General features: G+C 73.1%; 16 protein-coding genes. 10 read left to right on the forward strand and 6 right to left on the reverse strand.

Annotated features, from left to right (window positions below):
- Positions 1–24 precede the first annotated feature (24 nt).
- From ACIA5A_RS18940 to ACIA5A_RS18960, 5 genes are read right to left on the reverse strand one after another with little or no spacing between them, the layout of a single operon-like run.
- Positions 25–246, reverse strand: coding sequence for an MbtH family protein (locus ACIA5A_RS18940; RefSeq protein ID WP_396763640.1), 222 nt, complete (start codon positions 244–246; stop codon positions 25–27).
- Complete coding sequence (locus tag ACIA5A_RS18945; RefSeq protein ID WP_396763643.1) at positions 243–497, reverse strand: phosphopantetheine-binding protein; 255 nt, start codon at positions 495–497, stop codon at positions 243–245. The genes ACIA5A_RS18940 and ACIA5A_RS18945 overlap by 4 nt, the downstream gene beginning before the upstream one ends.
- Positions 494–1,846: a lysine N(6)-hydroxylase/L-ornithine N(5)-oxygenase family protein gene (locus tag ACIA5A_RS18950; RefSeq protein ID WP_396763646.1), complete on the reverse strand. Its 1,353-nt coding sequence runs from the start codon at positions 1,844–1,846 to the stop codon at positions 494–496. The genes ACIA5A_RS18945 and ACIA5A_RS18950 overlap by 4 nt, the downstream gene beginning before the upstream one ends.
- A gap of 56 nt (positions 1,847–1,902) precedes the next feature.
- A complete protein-coding gene (locus ACIA5A_RS18955; RefSeq protein WP_396763649.1) occupies positions 1,903–2,547 on the reverse strand; it encodes a GNAT family N-acetyltransferase in 645 nt (214 codons plus the stop codon).
- Entirely contained in the window at positions 2,547–3,548 is a 1,002-nt protein-coding gene (locus ACIA5A_RS18960) for an ABC transporter substrate-binding protein (protein WP_396763652.1), read from the reverse strand. The genes ACIA5A_RS18955 and ACIA5A_RS18960 overlap by 1 nt, the downstream gene beginning before the upstream one ends.
- A 144-nt stretch (positions 3,549–3,692) precedes the next feature.
- On the opposite strand from ACIA5A_RS18960, the gene ACIA5A_RS18965 reads away from it, so the two are divergent.
- From ACIA5A_RS18965 to ACIA5A_RS19010, 10 genes are all read left to right on the forward strand, one after another.
- Positions 3,693–4,466 carry a 2,3-dihydro-2,3-dihydroxybenzoate dehydrogenase gene (locus tag ACIA5A_RS18965; RefSeq protein WP_396763655.1) on the forward strand — a complete coding sequence of 258 codons (774 nt, stop codon included), beginning with the start codon at positions 3,693–3,695 and terminating at the stop codon, positions 4,464–4,466.
- 19 nt (positions 4,467–4,485) lie between these two features.
- Positions 4,486–5,640, forward strand: a complete 1,155-nt coding sequence (locus ACIA5A_RS18970; RefSeq protein ID WP_396763658.1) for an isochorismate synthase — start codon at positions 4,486–4,488, stop codon at positions 5,638–5,640.
- Positions 5,637–7,229 carry a (2,3-dihydroxybenzoyl)adenylate synthase gene (locus ACIA5A_RS18975; protein ID WP_396763661.1) on the forward strand — a complete coding sequence of 531 codons (1,593 nt, stop codon included), beginning with the start codon at positions 5,637–5,639 and terminating at the stop codon, positions 7,227–7,229. The genes ACIA5A_RS18970 and ACIA5A_RS18975 overlap by 4 nt, the downstream gene beginning before the upstream one ends.
- A gap of 3 nt (positions 7,230–7,232) precedes the next feature.
- Complete coding sequence (locus ACIA5A_RS18980; protein WP_396763664.1) at positions 7,233–7,859, forward strand: isochorismatase family protein; 627 nt, start codon at positions 7,233–7,235, stop codon at positions 7,857–7,859.
- A 330-nt stretch (positions 7,860–8,189) separates the two neighbouring features.
- Positions 8,190–8,486 carry a DUF1540 domain-containing protein gene (locus ACIA5A_RS18985; RefSeq protein WP_396763666.1) on the forward strand — a complete coding sequence of 99 codons (297 nt, stop codon included), beginning with the start codon at positions 8,190–8,192 and terminating at the stop codon, positions 8,484–8,486.
- A 104-nt stretch (positions 8,487–8,590) separates the two neighbouring features.
- Positions 8,591–9,448 carry a DUF2470 domain-containing protein gene (locus tag ACIA5A_RS18990; protein ID WP_396763669.1) on the forward strand — a complete coding sequence of 286 codons (858 nt, stop codon included), beginning with the start codon at positions 8,591–8,593 and terminating at the stop codon, positions 9,446–9,448.
- 358 nt (positions 9,449–9,806) lie between these two features.
- Positions 9,807–10,979: an acetyl-CoA carboxylase biotin carboxylase subunit family protein gene (locus ACIA5A_RS18995; RefSeq protein ID WP_396763824.1), complete on the forward strand. Its 1,173-nt coding sequence runs from the start codon at positions 9,807–9,809 to the stop codon at positions 10,977–10,979.
- Positions 10,979–12,598, forward strand: a complete 1,620-nt coding sequence (locus ACIA5A_RS19000) for an IucA/IucC family protein (protein ID WP_396763672.1) — start codon at positions 10,979–10,981, stop codon at positions 12,596–12,598. Before ACIA5A_RS18995 ends, ACIA5A_RS19000 begins: the two co-directional genes overlap by 1 nt.
- Positions 12,595–14,190: an IucA/IucC family protein gene (locus ACIA5A_RS19005; protein WP_396763674.1), complete on the forward strand. Its 1,596-nt coding sequence runs from the start codon at positions 12,595–12,597 to the stop codon at positions 14,188–14,190. The genes ACIA5A_RS19000 and ACIA5A_RS19005 overlap by 4 nt, the downstream gene beginning before the upstream one ends.
- Positions 14,187–15,332 (forward strand): alanine racemase, encoded by a 1,146-nt coding sequence (locus tag ACIA5A_RS19010; protein WP_396763677.1) that lies wholly within the window; start codon positions 14,187–14,189, stop codon positions 15,330–15,332. Before ACIA5A_RS19005 ends, ACIA5A_RS19010 begins: the two co-directional genes overlap by 4 nt.
- Before the next feature lie 38 nt (positions 15,333–15,370).
- Here ACIA5A_RS19010 and rpsD read toward each other — a convergent pair whose 3' ends face one another.
- Entirely contained in the window at positions 15,371–15,979 is a 609-nt protein-coding gene (rpsD, locus tag ACIA5A_RS19015) for a 30S ribosomal protein S4 (protein ID WP_396763680.1), read from the reverse strand.
- Positions 15,980–16,050 lie beyond the last annotated feature (71 nt).

A 16,050-nucleotide genomic window follows, 5' to 3' on the forward strand; every position in this document is an offset into this window, starting at 1 on the left:
GACGGCGGGTCGCGCACCGGTGGTTCAGGCGGTCTGCGCGTCCATCGCGCGGATGAGACTGGCCGGCCGCATGTCGGTCCAGTTCTTCTCCACGTACTCGAGGCAGTTCGCGCGGCTGTCCTCGGGGTGCACCACGGTCCAGCCCGGCGGCACGTCGGCGAAGGCCGGCCACAGTGAGTGCTGGTTCTCGTCGTTGGCGAGGACGAGGTACGTGGCGTCGTCGTCCTCGAACGGGTTGGTCGTCATCGGGTCGCGTCCTCCTTCTGTGCGGTCATCAACGACCACCAGCCGTTGACGGTGGGGTGGTCGGCCAGCTCCACGAAGCCGAGCCGCACCCCGCCGGACCGCCACCGCTCCACAAGTGTCATCAGCCGGATCGAGTCGAGTCCGACGTCGATCAGGTCGTCGTCGGGACCGAAGCTGTCGACCGGCTCGTCGAGCAGCTCGGCGATCTGCGCCTGAAGTTCGGCGGCGGACGAGGGCGCTCCGGCGGTCACGAGCGGGGCCCGGTCGCGAGAAGGGCACGCGTCGCGGCTGCCGGCGCCGGGTGACGCTCGGCGAGCCCGGCGGCGACCGAGGCGACGATCTCCCCCGACCGGACGGCCACGGCCGACAGCAGCGTGGAGGTTATCCCGTGCGCGTGCTCGGTTCCGCCCTGCAGGTAGACACCGGCGCGCAGCGCGGCGTCGGTGACCACCCGGTAGTCGCGGCCGACCCGCAGCAGACCTTCGTCGTCGCGGTGGCAGCGCGGCTCGGTCGCGCCGAGCAGGCGGGCCGCGTCGACCGGCCGGTAGCCGGTGGCGAACACCACCGCGTCGGCGGCGAGTGGGGTCAGCTCACCGGACGGCAGGTGTTCGACCACCAGGTCGACGCCGTCGGGGCGTGGGCGCAGGTCGGTGACGCGGGAGGCGTTCATCATCCGGAGCCGGTCCCGGCCGAGCACCCGCTCCTGGTAGGCGCGGCGGTAGAGATCGCTGATCAGGTCACCGTCGACCACCGAGTAGTTGGTGTTGCGGTGGTAGTCGAACAGCATCCGCTTCACGTCCACCGGTGCGTCGTAGTAGACGTCGACGGCGGCCGGGTCGAAGATCCGGTTGGCGAAGTTGCTGTCGTCGGCCGGGCTGTAGCCGTAGCGGAAGAATACCGAGCAGACCTCGGCGCTCGGGTACCGCTCGTGCAGGAACGCGACCGACTCGGCGGCGCTCTGGCCGGCGCCGACCACCACGAACCGCCGCGGCTCGGCCACCTCGAAGGCGGCGGCGCGGTGCAGGATGTCGAGGTTGTGCCAGACCCGCTCGGCGGGGGTCACCTCGGGCGGCAGGCTGGACTCCAGGCCGACGGCGACGACCACGTTGCGGGCGCGGAAGACCCGGGTGTGGCCGGCGTGCCGGGCGATCACGTCGAGCGCCCAGGCCTCGCCGTCGGGACCGGTGACCGGTACGACGTCGGTAACGGTGTGGTCGTACGCCACCCGCTCGCGCATCCGCCCGGCGGCCCAGCTCAGATAGTCGTGGAACTCCACCCGCAGCGGGTACATCGACTTGTAGTTGATGAAGTCCGCCAGCCGGTCGTGGGCGTGCAGGTAGGACACGAAGCTGAAGTCGCTTGCGGGATTCCGCATGGTGACCAGGTCCTTGAGGAAGGACACCTGCATCGTGGCGTTGTCGAACAACATCCCGCGATGCCAGCCGAACTCCGCCTGCTTCTCGAGGAAGAGCGCCTCGACGCGGTCCTCGACCCGTTGACACCGGGCGTTGTGCTCGTCGACGGCGATGGCGGTGGCCAGGTTGGACGGTCCGAAGCCGATGCCGATGAGATCGTGGACCTGAACGTCCGAGGGAACCAAGACAGTGCCCTTTCCGTGGGCGACGCGGCACAGGTCGTGCGCGAGGTTAGGCTAACCTAACTAGCCGGGATCGTAAAGTCGGGGCGACGGCATGACATCAGGGCGGCCCGCTTGTGCCCGAGGTCCACCTCGGACATCTGCCGGAAACCGGCGCGGGCGAACATGCGGCGGGCGACCTCGTGCCGGACGTCCGGATCGGCGACGATCCGGAGGCAGGCGGGATCGGCGTCGAACAGGGCCTGCGCCAGCGTCCGCACCAGATTCCGGCCGACCCCGCGACCGGTCGCCTCGATCGGCCCGATGGCGATGTGGACGCCCAGGTCGTGCGGCCGGGCCGGGTAGTGCCGGCCGACCACGTCGCGCGGCGTGCGATAGACCTCCAGGTAGGCGAGGTCCAGCCCGTCACGGGCGGCGATCAGCGGCCGGGTGCACTCGCCGTCGAGTTGCCGCCGCAGCACCGCCGCCCAGCGCTCGGCCGGCCACGCCTGCTCCCAGAACAGGTCCACGTGCGGCCGGGCCATCCAGCCCGCGACGAGATCGGCGTCGCCGCGCCCCGGATCGGCGAGCCGGAACCGCCAGGTCCCGCCGCTGTCGGAGCCGGCCGGGCCGGGCAGCGGCGGCGGCCCGGCCGCCAGCACCCTCGGATCGAGGTCGTCGGTGACCTCGCGGAAGGACACCGGCGACCAGGCCGCCGCCCCCATCAGGAGGCCACCGCCGCGGCGACCTTGGGCAGCACGTTGTCGATGAAGTACGGGGTCGACAGCGGGCTGGGGTTGCGCAGCGAGGTGAACTGGACGAGGTCCAGCGGAACGTAATGGCCGCCCTTGACCGCCTTCAGGTTCTTGAACAGCGTGTTGGCCTCCAGCGCCGACTTGAACTGCGGCTCGGTGGCGTACACCATCACCACGTCGGCGTCGATCGTGGCGATCTTCTCCAGGCTGAGCGTGACCGCGAAGTCCTCGCTCTTCAGCTCCTTGACCGCGGGGGCGAGTTCCATGCCGAAGGCGTTGAACGACTTGACCCCGGTGTCCTCGGGCGAGCGCAGCACGCCGATCGTGCCGGCCTCGAACGCCTGGGAGAGGCTGAAGGTCTTGCCGACGAGGGCCGGGTAGGTGGTGCGGACGCCGGCGATCTTCGCCTCGACGTCCTTGATGACCTGCTCGCCCTGCTCGACCTTGCCGACCAGCTTGGCCACCTGGCGCAGCGTGGTCTGCCACGGGTCCTCGAACGGCCCGGTCTCGTACGCCGTGGTCGGCGCCAGCGGCGAGAGCGCCTTGTACTCGGAGTCGACGTAGTAGTCACCGCCGGCCAGCACCAGGTCCGGGTTGAGCTTCGCGACCTGCTCGGGATCCACGCCGTTGTCGCCCGGTTCGAGGACCGTCGGCTTTCCGGTGAGCTTCGGCTTGGCCCACGGCGTGATGCCGCCCTCGTGCACCGAGGCGCCGACGCCGACCGGTTGGATGCCGAGCAACAGCAGGGCGTCGAGGTCGGCGTCGGAGAGCGCCACGATGCGCTCGGGCGCCTTCTCCAGGGTGGTGGTGCCGAGCTTGTGGTTGATCGTCACGGGGTACGCCGCCGCGCCGGAGGACGCTTCGGTGGCCGGCTCGGGCGAGTCGTCGTTGCCGCAGGCCGCGACCGTGCCGCCGGCGAGCGCGAGCACGAGCACCGGGGCCAGGGCACGAATATTGATGGACACAGTCATTCACCTTCGCTTGTTAGGTTCGCCTAACCTAAAATATGATCTGCTCCGACCACAAGACCGGGCCCCTGCGGTGCCGCCGGCCCATGCGGTACAGTCCCGATCTTAGGGCAGCCTAACCTAAGCGAATGAAGGAGCGCCGCACGGATGACACCCGACGGCATCAGCGGGCGGACCGCGCTGGTCACCGGAGCGGCGCGGGGCATCGGCGCCGCGGTGGCGTCGGCGCTGGCCGCGCGCGGCGCGCTCGTCGCACTGACCGACGTGGACGGCGCAGCGGCCGGCCGGCACGCCGCGACACTGGACGGCGCCCGCGCCTACCCGCTCGACGTCGCCGACGGCACCGCCGTGGAGCGGGTGTTCACCGCCGCCGAGACGGACCTCGGCCCGGTGGAGATCTGCGTGTCGGTCGCGGGAATCCTGCGCCCCGCACGCCTCCTGGCGACGACCGACGCGGACTGGCGCGCCACGTTCGACGTCAACACCACCGGAGTCTTCCACGTGCTGCGGTGCGCCGGGCGGCGGATGGCGGCCCGCGGCCGGGGCAGCATCGTCACGGTCAGCTCGAACGCGGCCGGGATTCCCCGCGTCGGGATGGCGGCCTACGCCGCGGCGAAGGCCGCCACCACCATGCTGACCAAGTGCCTCGGCCTGGAACTCGCCGAGCACGGCGTGCGCTGCAACGTGGTCGCCCCGGGCTCCACCGACACCGCGATGCAGCGGGCACTGTGGACCGGTCCCGACGACGCCGCCGCGGTGATCGCGGGCTCCCTGGCCGACCACCGCACCGGTATCCCGCTGGGCCGGCTCGCCGACCCCGCCGACATCGCCGACGCCGTCCTCTTCCTCGCCTCCGACCAGGCCCGGCACATCACCATGCACGACCTGTACGTCGACGGCGGCGCGACCTTGCGCGCCTGACCACCGGGAGACCCCACCGATGACCACCACACAGTTCGGCGCCACGTCCACCGACGCTCTCGCCCTGCTCACCGAGTACCGCCCGGAGACCCCGTTCTTCTTCGCCTCGCCGCGCGGCACGATCGCCACCGAGGGCCAGTACTTCATCGTGCCCGACGACCGGGACCTGCCCGTGGCCGTGCGCGGCGTGCTCGACCTGGCCGTCGACGACGGGCACGAAGACCCGGTCGTGGTCGGCGCCGTGCCGTTCGACACGCACGCCGAGCCGAGGCTCAGCGTGCCGCGGCGCGTCCACCGCGCCGGACCGCTGCCGGCCAGCATCAGCGCGCCCGGTGTCCCGGTGAGCGCCGGCGCCCGGACCGTCGAGGTGCCAGCCGGCGCGGCGTACGTCGACGGGGTACGCCGCGCCGTGGCCAGGCTGCGCGCCCGGGAACTGGACAAGGTCGTGCTGGCCCGCGCCCTCGACATCACCAGCGACTCGGCCATCGACATCGGCCTGCTGCTGCGCCACCTGGCCGCCCGGGACCCCAGCGGCTACACCTTCGCCGTCGACCTCGCGCCCGGCACCCTCGTCGGCAACAGCCCGGAGCTGCTCGTCTCCCGGCGGGGCGGCATCGTGACCGCGAACCCGCTCGCCGGCTCGCTGCCCCGCAGCACCGACCCGATCGAGGACTTCGGGCAGGCCCAGGCGCTGCTCGCCTCTCGCAAGGACCGGCACGAGCACGCACTGGTCGCCGAGGCGGTGGGCGAGTCGCTCCGCCCGTACTGCACCGACATCGAGGTGCCGGCGGAACCGTCCCTGCTGCGCACCGCCGCGATGTGGCACCTCTCCAGCGTGGTGCGGGGCCGGGTCGCCGACCCGGCGATCAGCTCGCTGACGCTCGGCATGGCACTGCACCCGACGCCGGCGGTATGCGGCACCCCGACCGGCGACGCCCGCGCCGCCATCGCCGACTACGAGGACTTCGACCGCGGCTTCTACACCGGCATGGTCGGCTGGGAGAACGCCGCCGGTGACGGCGAGTGGGTGATCGCCCTGCGGTGCGCCGTGACCCGGGGACACACCGCTCGCCTGTACGCCGGCGCCGGCATCGTCGCGGACAGCGACCCCGACGCCGAGCTCGCCGAGACCACCGCCAAGTTCCGCACCATGCTCGCCGGGCTCGGCCTGTGACCGACCTCACCCCGTGGCCGCCGGCCTTCGCGGACCGCTACCGGGCCGCCGGCCACTGGCGGGGCCAGTCGTTCAGCGCCGCGTTGCGGGAGTGGGCCGTGCGCCACGACCACCGCCTCGCGGTGGTCGACGGCGAGACCCGGCGTACCTACCGGGAACTCGACGAACGGGCCGACCGGTTCGCGGCCGGGTTCGCCGCCCGGGGCATCCGCACTGGTGACCGGGTGGTGGTGCAACTGCCCAACACCGCCGACTTCTTCGACATCGTCTTCGGCCTGTTCCGGCTCGGCGCGGTGCCGGTGTTCGCGCTGCCCGCGCACCGGGAGAGCGAACTCGGCTACTTCTGCCGACACGCCGAGGCGGTCGCCCTCGTGCTGCCCGGCGTCCACGACGGCTTCGACCACCGCACGCTGATCCCCGCGGTCCGCGCCGCCGCGCCGGGTTTGCGTCTCGTCCTGGAGGCCGGCGCGGACCTCGGGGCCGACCCGGTCCACCTGCCCGACCCGCGCGCCGACACGCTCGCCTTCCTGCAGCTCTCCGGCGGGAGCACCGGCCTGCCCAAGCTCATCCCCCGGACCGCCGACGACTACCTCTACAGCGTGCGGGAGAGCGCGGACATCTGCGGCCTCTCCACCGCGTCGGTCTACCTGTGCGTGCTACCGGTGGCGCACAACTTCACGCTCAGCTCCCCCGGCGTCCTCGGCGTGCTGCACGCCGGCGGCGTGGTCGTGATGTGTCCCCGGCCCGCTCCGGAGACGGCGTTCCCGCTGATCGAGCGGGAACGGGTGACCCTCACCGCGCTGGTACCGCCGCTGGCCCTGGTCTGGCTGGCCGCTGCCGAGCACACCGGACACGACCTCACCAGCCTGGAGCTGCTCCAGGTCGGCGGCGCCAAACTTTCCGCCGACACGGCGCGACGGATCCCGCCGGTGCTCGGCTGCGCCGTGCAGCAGGTCTTCGGCATGGCCGAGGGGCTCGTGAACTACACCCGGCCGGGTGATCCGGCCGACCTCGTCGAGAACACCCAGGGCCGGCCCATCTCCGTCGACGACGAACTGCTCGTCGTCGACGACCACGACGCGCCGGTCGCCGCCGGGGAGACCGGTCACCTGCTCACCCGTGGCCCGTACACGATCCGCGGCTACTTCCGGGCCGACGAGCACAACGCCGTGGCCTTCACCCCGGACGGCTTCTACCGCACCGGCGACCTGGTCCGGCTCACGCCCGAGGGCTACCTGGTGGTCACCGGCCGCGCCAAGGACCAGATCAACCGGGGCGGCGAGAAGGTCGCCGCCGAGGAGATCGAGAATCACCTGCTCGCCCACCCGGCCGTGCACGACGCCGCCGTGGTCGCCGTGCCCGACCCCTACCTGGGTGAACGCACCTGCGCCTTCGTGACCCTGCGGCCCGACGACGCCCGGCCGACCGCCGCCCAGCTACGCTCCTTCGTCCGCTCTCGGGGGCTGGCCGCGTACAAGGTGCCGGACAAGGTGAGAATCGTCGACGAGTTCCCGGTCACCGGGGTGGGCAAGATCAGTCGTACCGACCTACGCGCCGCGCTGCGCGTCCAACTGACCCAGGAGGCGTGAGCCTTGTCGCTGCCCGAGATCCCCGGCTATCCGCTACCGACCGAGCGGGAGCTACCGGCCAACCGGGTTCACTGGCGGCCGGATCCGAGCCGCGCCGTCCTGCTCGTCCACGACATGCAGCGCTACTTCACCGCGCCCTTCCAGGGTGCCGAACCACTCGCCCGCGCGGCGGCGAACATCGCCGGCCTGCGCAAGTCCTGCGCCGACCTCGGCATTCCCGTCATTTTCACCCGGCAACCCGGCGGGCAGAGCCGGCACGACCGCGGGCTGCTGCTCGACATGTGGGGGTGGGGCCCGCCGGCCGACCCGGCGGCCGTCGCGTTCCACGACGAGTTGCGACCCGCCGAGGGCGACCAGGTGGTGGAGAAACGCCGCTACAGCGCCTTCGTCGACAGCCCGTTCGGCGACCTGCTCGGCGACCGCGACCAACTGCTGATCACCGGCATCTACGCGCACATCGGGGTCACGGCGACGGCGTGCGACGCCTTCATGCGGGGCATCCAGGCATTCGTGGTCGGCGACGCGGTGGCCGACTTCACGCGCGCCGACCACGTCGCCGCGCTGCGCTACGTGGCGCTGCGGTGCGGGATGGTGCTCAGCGTTGAGCAGGTCCGGGCCGCGCTCGGTTGAGCCGGTAGTCCCGCCGCCGGACGCCACCTGCGGAAACCGTGCTGCGAGCACTCGAATCCCGCCAAATCTCGCGATGTCACGTCACCACCCGGACGCGTATTGCAAAGGTAAGGCTTACAAAGGCAAGGCTTACTTATCCGGATTTCTCGAAAGAGTTACCCGCGCGCGTCGCGCCGATCCTCTTTTACCGCCCATTGCTATCGTCGCGTCATTGGTAATGTGTTGTTTGCCGCCGTGGGGCGCAGGGATTTGTCTCCCCTCGCCCAGGCGACAACAAATAGCGACCGATCGACACGGCGGGACTGCCCGCCGCGAGAGCATGGAGGCGTCGTGAAGACCCTGTTGCAGTCACCGCCCGTCCGCCAGTGCGCCGCGACCGCATGCAGTTTCAACGACAACGGCTGCCACGCCCCGGCGATCACGGTCGCGGCGGCGGGCTCGGCCGCCTCCTGCGCGACCTTCGTCGAGTCGTCGGTGCAGGGCGGCATCGCCGAGGTGACCGGGGCCGTGGGCGCCTGTGCGCGATCCGAGTGCGTCCACAACACCAACCTGGCCTGCACCGCCGAGTCCATCACCGTCGGCCCGAGCGCCACCGCCAGCGACTGCCTCACCTACCAGCCCGCCTGACCGGGCCGGCCGAACCGTCGACTACTTGGCAAGGTAAGCCTTACCTACTAGTGTCAGATCCCTGGGTCGAACTCACCCGCACCTCCATGGCCGAGGGGACTGACATGGCGCTCCACCCCGCCGGGCGGCCGACTGACCTGGCACACCCGCCGCACGACACCGACGCGTCGGCGGCGGACGGGACCGACGCCGCCGTCGTGGCGCGCTCTGCCCTGTCCGCCGCCACTTCGCTGTGCCTCGCGGTCGATGATGCCGCTGTCGACCTGACCGCGTCGCACGCCGTCCTTCCCGACGGCACGGTGGTCCTCGCCGTGGACGCGATGAGCAGGACCGGGGGCCTCCTGGTCGCCGCCCGCGGTCGAGCAGAAGCGGTGCAGGTCGACGTGACACACCTCATCCCCGTGGCGACACGGTCGCGGGTACGGGTCAGACTGCGGATCCTGGGCACGGCACGACCCTTCGACCCGGCGAGCCTGGACCTGTGCGACGGCGACACCGTCATGTCACTGCTCGCCCTGCCTCCGGTAGCGCTGTGGACCGTCGAACCGAACCGCGTCCACCTCATGCGCGACCACGACGAGCGGAATGTGGACGCCGGCGCCTACCGCGCCGCGCGGGCCGACCCCATCGCCGACGAGGAAGCCGCACACCTGCACCACCTCACCGGACGGCACCGTGACCTCGTCGATCGGCTCGCGATGCTGCTCGACCCGGCGTTGCGGGCCAGGTCGGCGCGCGTCCTACCGGTCGCCCTCGACGCCGACGGCGTCATCCTCCGCGCCGAAGCGTCGCAGTGGCACACCGACGTGCGGCTGGCGTTCCCCCGCCGCGTCGTCGACGGCGCCGGCCTCGCCGAAGGACTGCGCGCGCTGCTGGCGGAGGCGTCCCGAGCCGCCCGCTCCCCCGATCGAACGTCGCGGCCTGCGGCCTCCACCTGCGTGTGCGACCTGCTCTGCGGGTGATCGGGTAGCCGGCCGGCGTCGAGAGCCAGCCACCCGGCGGACGGCCGAAGTGTGAGCCTCGCCGGTACGCGCGGTGGTGGTGGCGGCCGGCGCGGGTGACCGCCGCGGTCCGCGCGGCACTGTGCCGGCTCGGTTCTCCAGGTGCGAAAGGACGTCTCCTCCGGTACGCGCCACGGCCGCCGACGCGGGACAATGGAGGACATCGACGCGGGAACTGCGCCCCGCGGCGGCGCGCGTCCGGGAGGTCGCCGCACTGCGCTCGGGGCCGTCGCGCCTGACGACGCGACACGCTGCCGATGAACCGGACGAGCCCGGCATTTAGGATAGGCTGCCCTAAATGCCGAGTCGAGGAGGCGGGATGCGGCTCTACCTGACCGCGCTCAATCCTACCGACGCCGTCCTGGAGGGTTTCCTCCCAGCGGCGGACGCGCTCGGCCTGCCGATCACGGTGCTGACCGACCGCCCCGGCGAGTGGCCGTCCGGCGTTCCGGTGCGGCACTGCGCGGTTCGCGACGCGGCGGCGGTCGTCGCGGCCACTGCGGCCGAGCCGCCTGCCGCGCTGCTGTCCAACAGCGACCATCTCCAGGAGGCGACCGCCGTCGCGGCCGGCAAGCTCGGTCTGCCGGGTAAGGATCCGGAGGCCGCCCGCCGCTGCAAGGACAAGGCGGCGATGCGCCGCGCGCTCGCCGCCGTCGAACTCGATCCGGTCCGCGTGGTCACCGTCGATCCGGATGCCGCACCCACTGTGCCGGACGACCTCTTCCCCGCCGTGGTCAAGCCGCGCGACGGCGTTGCCAGCGAGGACGTCTACCTGGTGGCCGACCGGCGCGAGCTGGCGGCCCGGGTCGCCGCGATCCGGCGGCGGCGGGCGGATGTGGCCCTGGTGGTCGAGGAGTACCTGGCCGGCGAGCTGCGCACCTACGACACCCTGGGCGACGGCGTGTCGCTGGCGGTGCTCGGCGGGTGGCGGACCGGCCTCGGTCCGCCGCCCACCTTCACCGAGACGAGCCTCGACTGGTCGCCTCCGCCGCCCGCCCACGACACACGGCTCCGCGCGCTGCTCGGCGCGCTCGTCGTCGGCTTCGGCGCCTGCCACGCCGAGTACGTGGTGAGCGGCGACCGGGTTCGGCTGATCGAGGTGAACGACCGGCTGATCGGCGATCGGATGGACCTGATCCTCGCCGACCTGCTCGGGGTTCCGCTGTTCGCCCACGTGATCCGGTTGCACCTCGGCGAGCCGCTGGCCGCGTTGGACGTGCCCGATCCGGTCGCGCTCGACCGGCACGCCCGGGTCGAGTACGTCTGCGCCGACCGGTCCGGCCGGCTCGCGGCCGCGCCCGGGTCGGTGGACACGGTCCGCGACGGTGTCCGGCTGTCCTGCCGGCCGCTGCGTGAGGTGGGCCGGCTCGCGGAGCACACCGGAACCAACCGCGACTACCTGGCCGTGTCGCACGGCATCGGACCCGACCCCAACACCGTGCGGGCCGCGCTGACCGCGTTCCGGAACGAGCTGCGTTGGACGATCACCTGATGACCGACGACAGCGAACGGCAGGTCTTCCGCCGGGTGCTCGACGCCCTCCTGCGCGAGGACCACCTCGGCCTGCTCCGGCGCGGCCGGTGCGTCGGTGGCGACCGGTGGGAGGTGCCGCACGGCGATGGGCTGTTGCGCATCCCGGTCCGTGCCGACGGGTTTCAGGCCGCCCTGCGCTGCGCGCGACCGGCCGTCCGGGTCCGCGACCCGGACGGCCCGGAACGCGTGGTGGACACACTCGACGGCCTGCTCGCGCTGCTCGCCCCCGCCGACGACCCGGAGGCGGAGGCCGGCTGGCGGACGTTCACCGCCGAATGCCACGCCGACCTGCGGGCCCGCCGGCTCGCCGCCCGAGCCCGGCCGGCGGTGTTCGCCGCGGTGGTCGCCGAACGGGCGACCGCGCCGGTCGGAATGCCTGCGGCGCTGCTCGACGACGTGCTCGCCGCGCACGTCGGCCATCCGGTCTACCCGACCGACCGGTGCCGGCACGGCCTCGACGACGATGACCTGCTCCGGTACGCCCCGGAGCACGCGCCCCGTTTCGCGCTGCGCTGGCAGGCCGCGCCCCGGGCGGAGCTGCGGCTCACCGGCGCGTTGCCCGCCTGGTGGCCGGCCGCGGACCGGGCCGACGACCTGCTGCTACCGGTGCATCCGCTCACCGCGGCCCGGCACGCGCCGCCGCTGACCGGACGGCCGGCGGTGATCGTGCGACCGACGCTGTCCATGCGCACGGTGGCGCTCGCCGGCGACCCGTACACCCACCTGAAGCTGCCGCTGCCCACCGCTACGTTGGGCGCCCGCAACCGGCGCGGCCTGCGGCCGGAATCGTTGGCCGACGGAGCGGCGATGGCCGGGCTGCTCGACCGGATCGCCGCCGCCGAACCGGCCTTCGCCGGCCGGATCCGGCACGCCGACGAGCGCACCTTCGGGCACGCCGGCGACGACGGTCCGGCGTTCCTGGTCCGCCGTTTCCCCCGGGACCTGACCGGGTCGCGGGTGGTGCCGGTCGCGGCCCTCGCCGCGCCCGACCCGGAGTCCGGCACGGTGCTGGAGCGGGTCAGCGGTGGCCGTCCACAGGCGGTGCTTGACGCCTATCTGGACCTGCTGCTCGACTGGCACGTCTGCCTGTGGCTCCGGTACGGCGTGGCGCTGGAGGCCCACCCGCAGAACATCCACCTGCTCCTCGCGCCGGACGGGACGATCGGCCTGCTCTACAAGGACGACGACGGCGCCCGCCTCGACCCGCGCCACCACGACGCGGTGGCGCTGCGGGACGCGCGGATGTGGGTGGCCGACCCCGGCGAACTGGCCGACGTGTTCGTGACCATCACCCTGCACCTCGCCGCCGCCGCGCCGCTGCTGGCGCTGGCCGCCCGGGGCGTGCCGGTGCCGACGCCGGCCGCCGCGCTGACCCCGCGACTCGTCGCCGCCCGGGACCGGTGGGGCGACGGGCCGGCCGCGCGGGCGTTCACCGACCGGGTGCTGCGCGCCGACCGACTGCCGGTCAAGGCGATGGTCACCGCCGGCACCCTGCTGCCGAAGCAACGCCTCGGCTGCGCCGACGTCAACAAGTACTACCGGCGCACCGGCCCGAACTACCTCCGGGAGAAGCGATGACGAGCACCGGTCTGCGCCCCCGGGCAGCGCGGCACACCCGGCCGGCGGACCTGGCCGCCGCGCACGCCGTGTTCGGCTGCCTGGTCCGTGAGGTCGCCGCTCCCGCCGGCGAGACCACCGTGGCCGGTGACCAGGTGCGGGTCCGGCTGCCGGCCACCGGGATGGCGTTGCGCTGCACGGTGACCCGGCTGTCCCCGGTCGGCGCGCACCGCTACCACGGGCCGGTGCACGCCCGGCCGGACGGCGGCCGGTGGGCAGAGGTGGACGCGGATCGACTGGCCGCTCTGGTGGCGGCGGAGCTGGCCGTGCGCACCGGCCGGGACAACTCCGAGTTCGTCGGGCAGGTGCGGGCGAGCCGGGAGGTGACCGCCCAGCTGCTGGCCGGGCGGCCGGACACCGAACCCGCGCCGACCGGGGACCCGGCGATCGACGCGTACGTCGCCTCCGAGCAGTCACTCGTCCTCGGCCATCCGCACCACCCCACACCGAAGTGGCGCAGCGGCGACCCGGACGGCTGGCGGGCGTACGCGCCGGAGCTGCGCACCGCGTTCCGGCTGCACTGGCTCGCCGTGCCGGACGACCTGGTGGCCGAGGCCGGGCCGGTCGAGGAGCTGCTGGCCGCACTGGACCCGCCACGCCCGCCGACCGGGCACCGGGTGCTGCCGGTGCACCCGTGGCAGCTGACGCTGGTGCCACCGGCACACGCCCGGGTGCGGAGGCTCGGTGCGGCCGGAAGACCGGTGCGCCCCACCGCGAGCGTCCGCACCCTCTACTCCCCGGACGCCGACCTGTTCGTCAAGACCAGCCTGCACGTGCGCATCACCAACTGCCTGCGTAAGAACGCCCGGTACGAGCTGACCGGCGCGGTCGCGTTGACCGGGCTGCTCGCCGACGTGCCGCTGCCCGACGGCGTGGCTCTGCTGGCCGAGCCCGCGTACCGGACCGTCGACCTGCCCGGCGCGGACGAGGCGTACGGGACGATCCTGCGCACCGGGCTGCGCGCCCACCTGCGGCCAGGTCAGACGCCGGTGCTGGCGGCGGCGCTGGCCGCCGCGCCGCTGGCGGTGCCCGACCCGGTCGACTGGTGGCGGCGTTACGTCAGGTTGCTGGTGCCGGCCGTGCTGGATTCCTGGCTGCGGCACGGGGTGGTGCACGAGCCGCACCTGCAGAACGTGGTAGTCGTGCGCGACCCCGACGGCCACCCGGCGCGGATGCTGCTGCGCGACCTGGAGGGGGTGAAGCTCGACACCAGCCGCTGGACCGATTGGCCCTGGGGCCTGCCCCGACAGGTGGGATACGGCCCGGAGGACGCCCGCCGACGTGTCGTCTACTGCCTGTTCGTCAACCACCTCGCCGGGATCTGCGGCGCGCTCGCCGACGCCCGGCCCGGCATCGAGCCGGCCCTGTGGCGGGAGGTGCGCGAGGTGGTCGCGACGGTCGCCGCTGAACTGGACGACCCGCCGGAACTGCGCGCGCTGCTGGCCGGCGAGCCGCTGGCCGCCAAGGCGAACCTGCTGGTGCGCTGGCGGCGCGACGCGGACCGGGCGGCGCCGTTCGTGCCGGTGCCGAACCCGTTCGGCGGTCGCGGGTGACCCGGCCGGTCTACGTTCACGACCTCGACGCGCTGACCGGGCATGCTCGCGCGATCCGCGCGGCGCTGCCGCCGCAGGTCGAGTTGCTGTACGCGGTCAAGGCGAACCCTGAGCCGGACGTGCTGCGCACGCTCGCCCCGGTGGTCGACGGCTTCGAGACCGCCAGCCGGGGTGAGCTGCGGCGCCTCGCCGAGGTGCTGCCCGGCCGCCCGGCGGCGGCGTACGCCGGGCCGGGCAAGACCGACGCGGACCTGGCCGCCGCGCTCGCGGCCGGGGTGGCGCGGATCCACGTGGAGTCCCCGGCCGAGCTGCGTCGACTGGGCACGCTGGCGGTCGCTGCCGGCACGCCGGCGCGGGTACTGCTACGGGTGAATATCCCGCTGGACGCGCCGGGCGCGAGCCTGGTGATGGGCGGACGACCTGGCCCGTTCGGGATGGACCCGGCCGACGCGGTGTCCTGCGCCCGCCACCCTCCGGCCGGGGTCGAGGTGCGCGGTGTGCACGTCCACCTGGCCAGCGGGGTGGACGCGCCGCTCGCCGCCACTGTGGCACAGGCCGTGGTCCGCTGGTCGGTCGCCGAGGTCGGCGCGCAGGAGGTGAACGTCGGCGGTGGCATGGCTGTCGATTACGGCGACCCGGCGGCCCGGTTCGACTGGGCCGGCTACGGCCAGGCACTGGACGGCCTGCTCGACGTGTACCCGGGAGTGCGGCTACGCGTCGAGCCCGGCCGGTCGGTCACCGTCTACTGCGGGGCGTACCTCACCGAGGTGATCGACGTGAAACGCTCCTACGGCGAATGGTTCGCCGTGGTCGCGGGCGGTACCCACCACCTGCGCACGCCCGCGGCCAAGGGTCACCCACAGCCGTTCACCGTGTGCCCGCGGCAGGGCGGCGACGGCCCGCGCACCGACGGCGGGCCGGTGACCGTCGTCGGGCAACTGTGCACCCCGAAGGACGTGCTGTCCCGTTCGACCGACGCCGGCCCGGTGGGCGTCGGCGACGTGCTGGTCTTCGCCATGGCCGGCGCGTACGCCTGGAACATCAGCCACCGCGACTTCCTGCTGCACGAGCCCCCGGAGTTCCGCACCGGCGACCCGTACCGGATCGCGGCGGGGTGGGCGGCCCGCCCGCCCGGTCGATGACCGTGCGGGCGCAAGCGTGTCCTTGTCGTCGTCCGGGGTCAGCGGGAGTAGAACTCGACCACCAACTGCTCGTCGCAGATGACCGGCACCTCGCGGCGTGCCGGTTCGCGGACGAGCGTGGCGCGTAGTTCGGCGAGCTCCACCGACAGGTACGGTCGGGGCTGTTCGTCGGCGTGCGCGCCGGCGGCGGCGAGCTGGAACGGCGGCAGGGTCCGGCTGCGCTCGCGGACCGCGACCACCTGCCCCGGCCGCAGCCGGTAGGACGGCCGGTCGACCTTGTGCCCGTCGACGGTGAAGTGACCGTGCCCGACGAGTTGGCGCGCCTGGTAGATGCTGCGGGCCAGCCCGGCCCGGAGCACCACCGCGTCGAGACGCCGTTCCAGGAGCGTGACCAGCGATTCGCCGGTCTTGCCGGCACCGCGGGCGGCCTCGTCGAACGTGCGGCGCAACTGGGCCTCGCTGACGTTGTACTGGTGGCGCAACCGCTGCTTCTCCAGCAGCCGCACCTGGTAGTCGGAGGTCTTGCGGCGATTGCGGCCGTGCACGCCCGGCGGGTAGGGGCGTCGCTCGAAGTAGCGCACGCACTTGCGGGTCAGCGGGATGCCGAGGGCGCGGGAGAGCCGGGCCTTGGGCCGGGGGTGGTTCACGTCGACGTCTCCGATCGGATGGTCTAACCTTTTCTTAGGTAAGGCTAACCTACAATGAGGAGGTCGGGACC

Source organism: Micromonospora sp. NPDC051300 (assembly GCF_044455315.1).
Classification (GTDB): Bacteria; Actinomycetota; Actinomycetes; order Mycobacteriales; family Micromonosporaceae; genus Micromonospora; species Micromonospora robiginosa.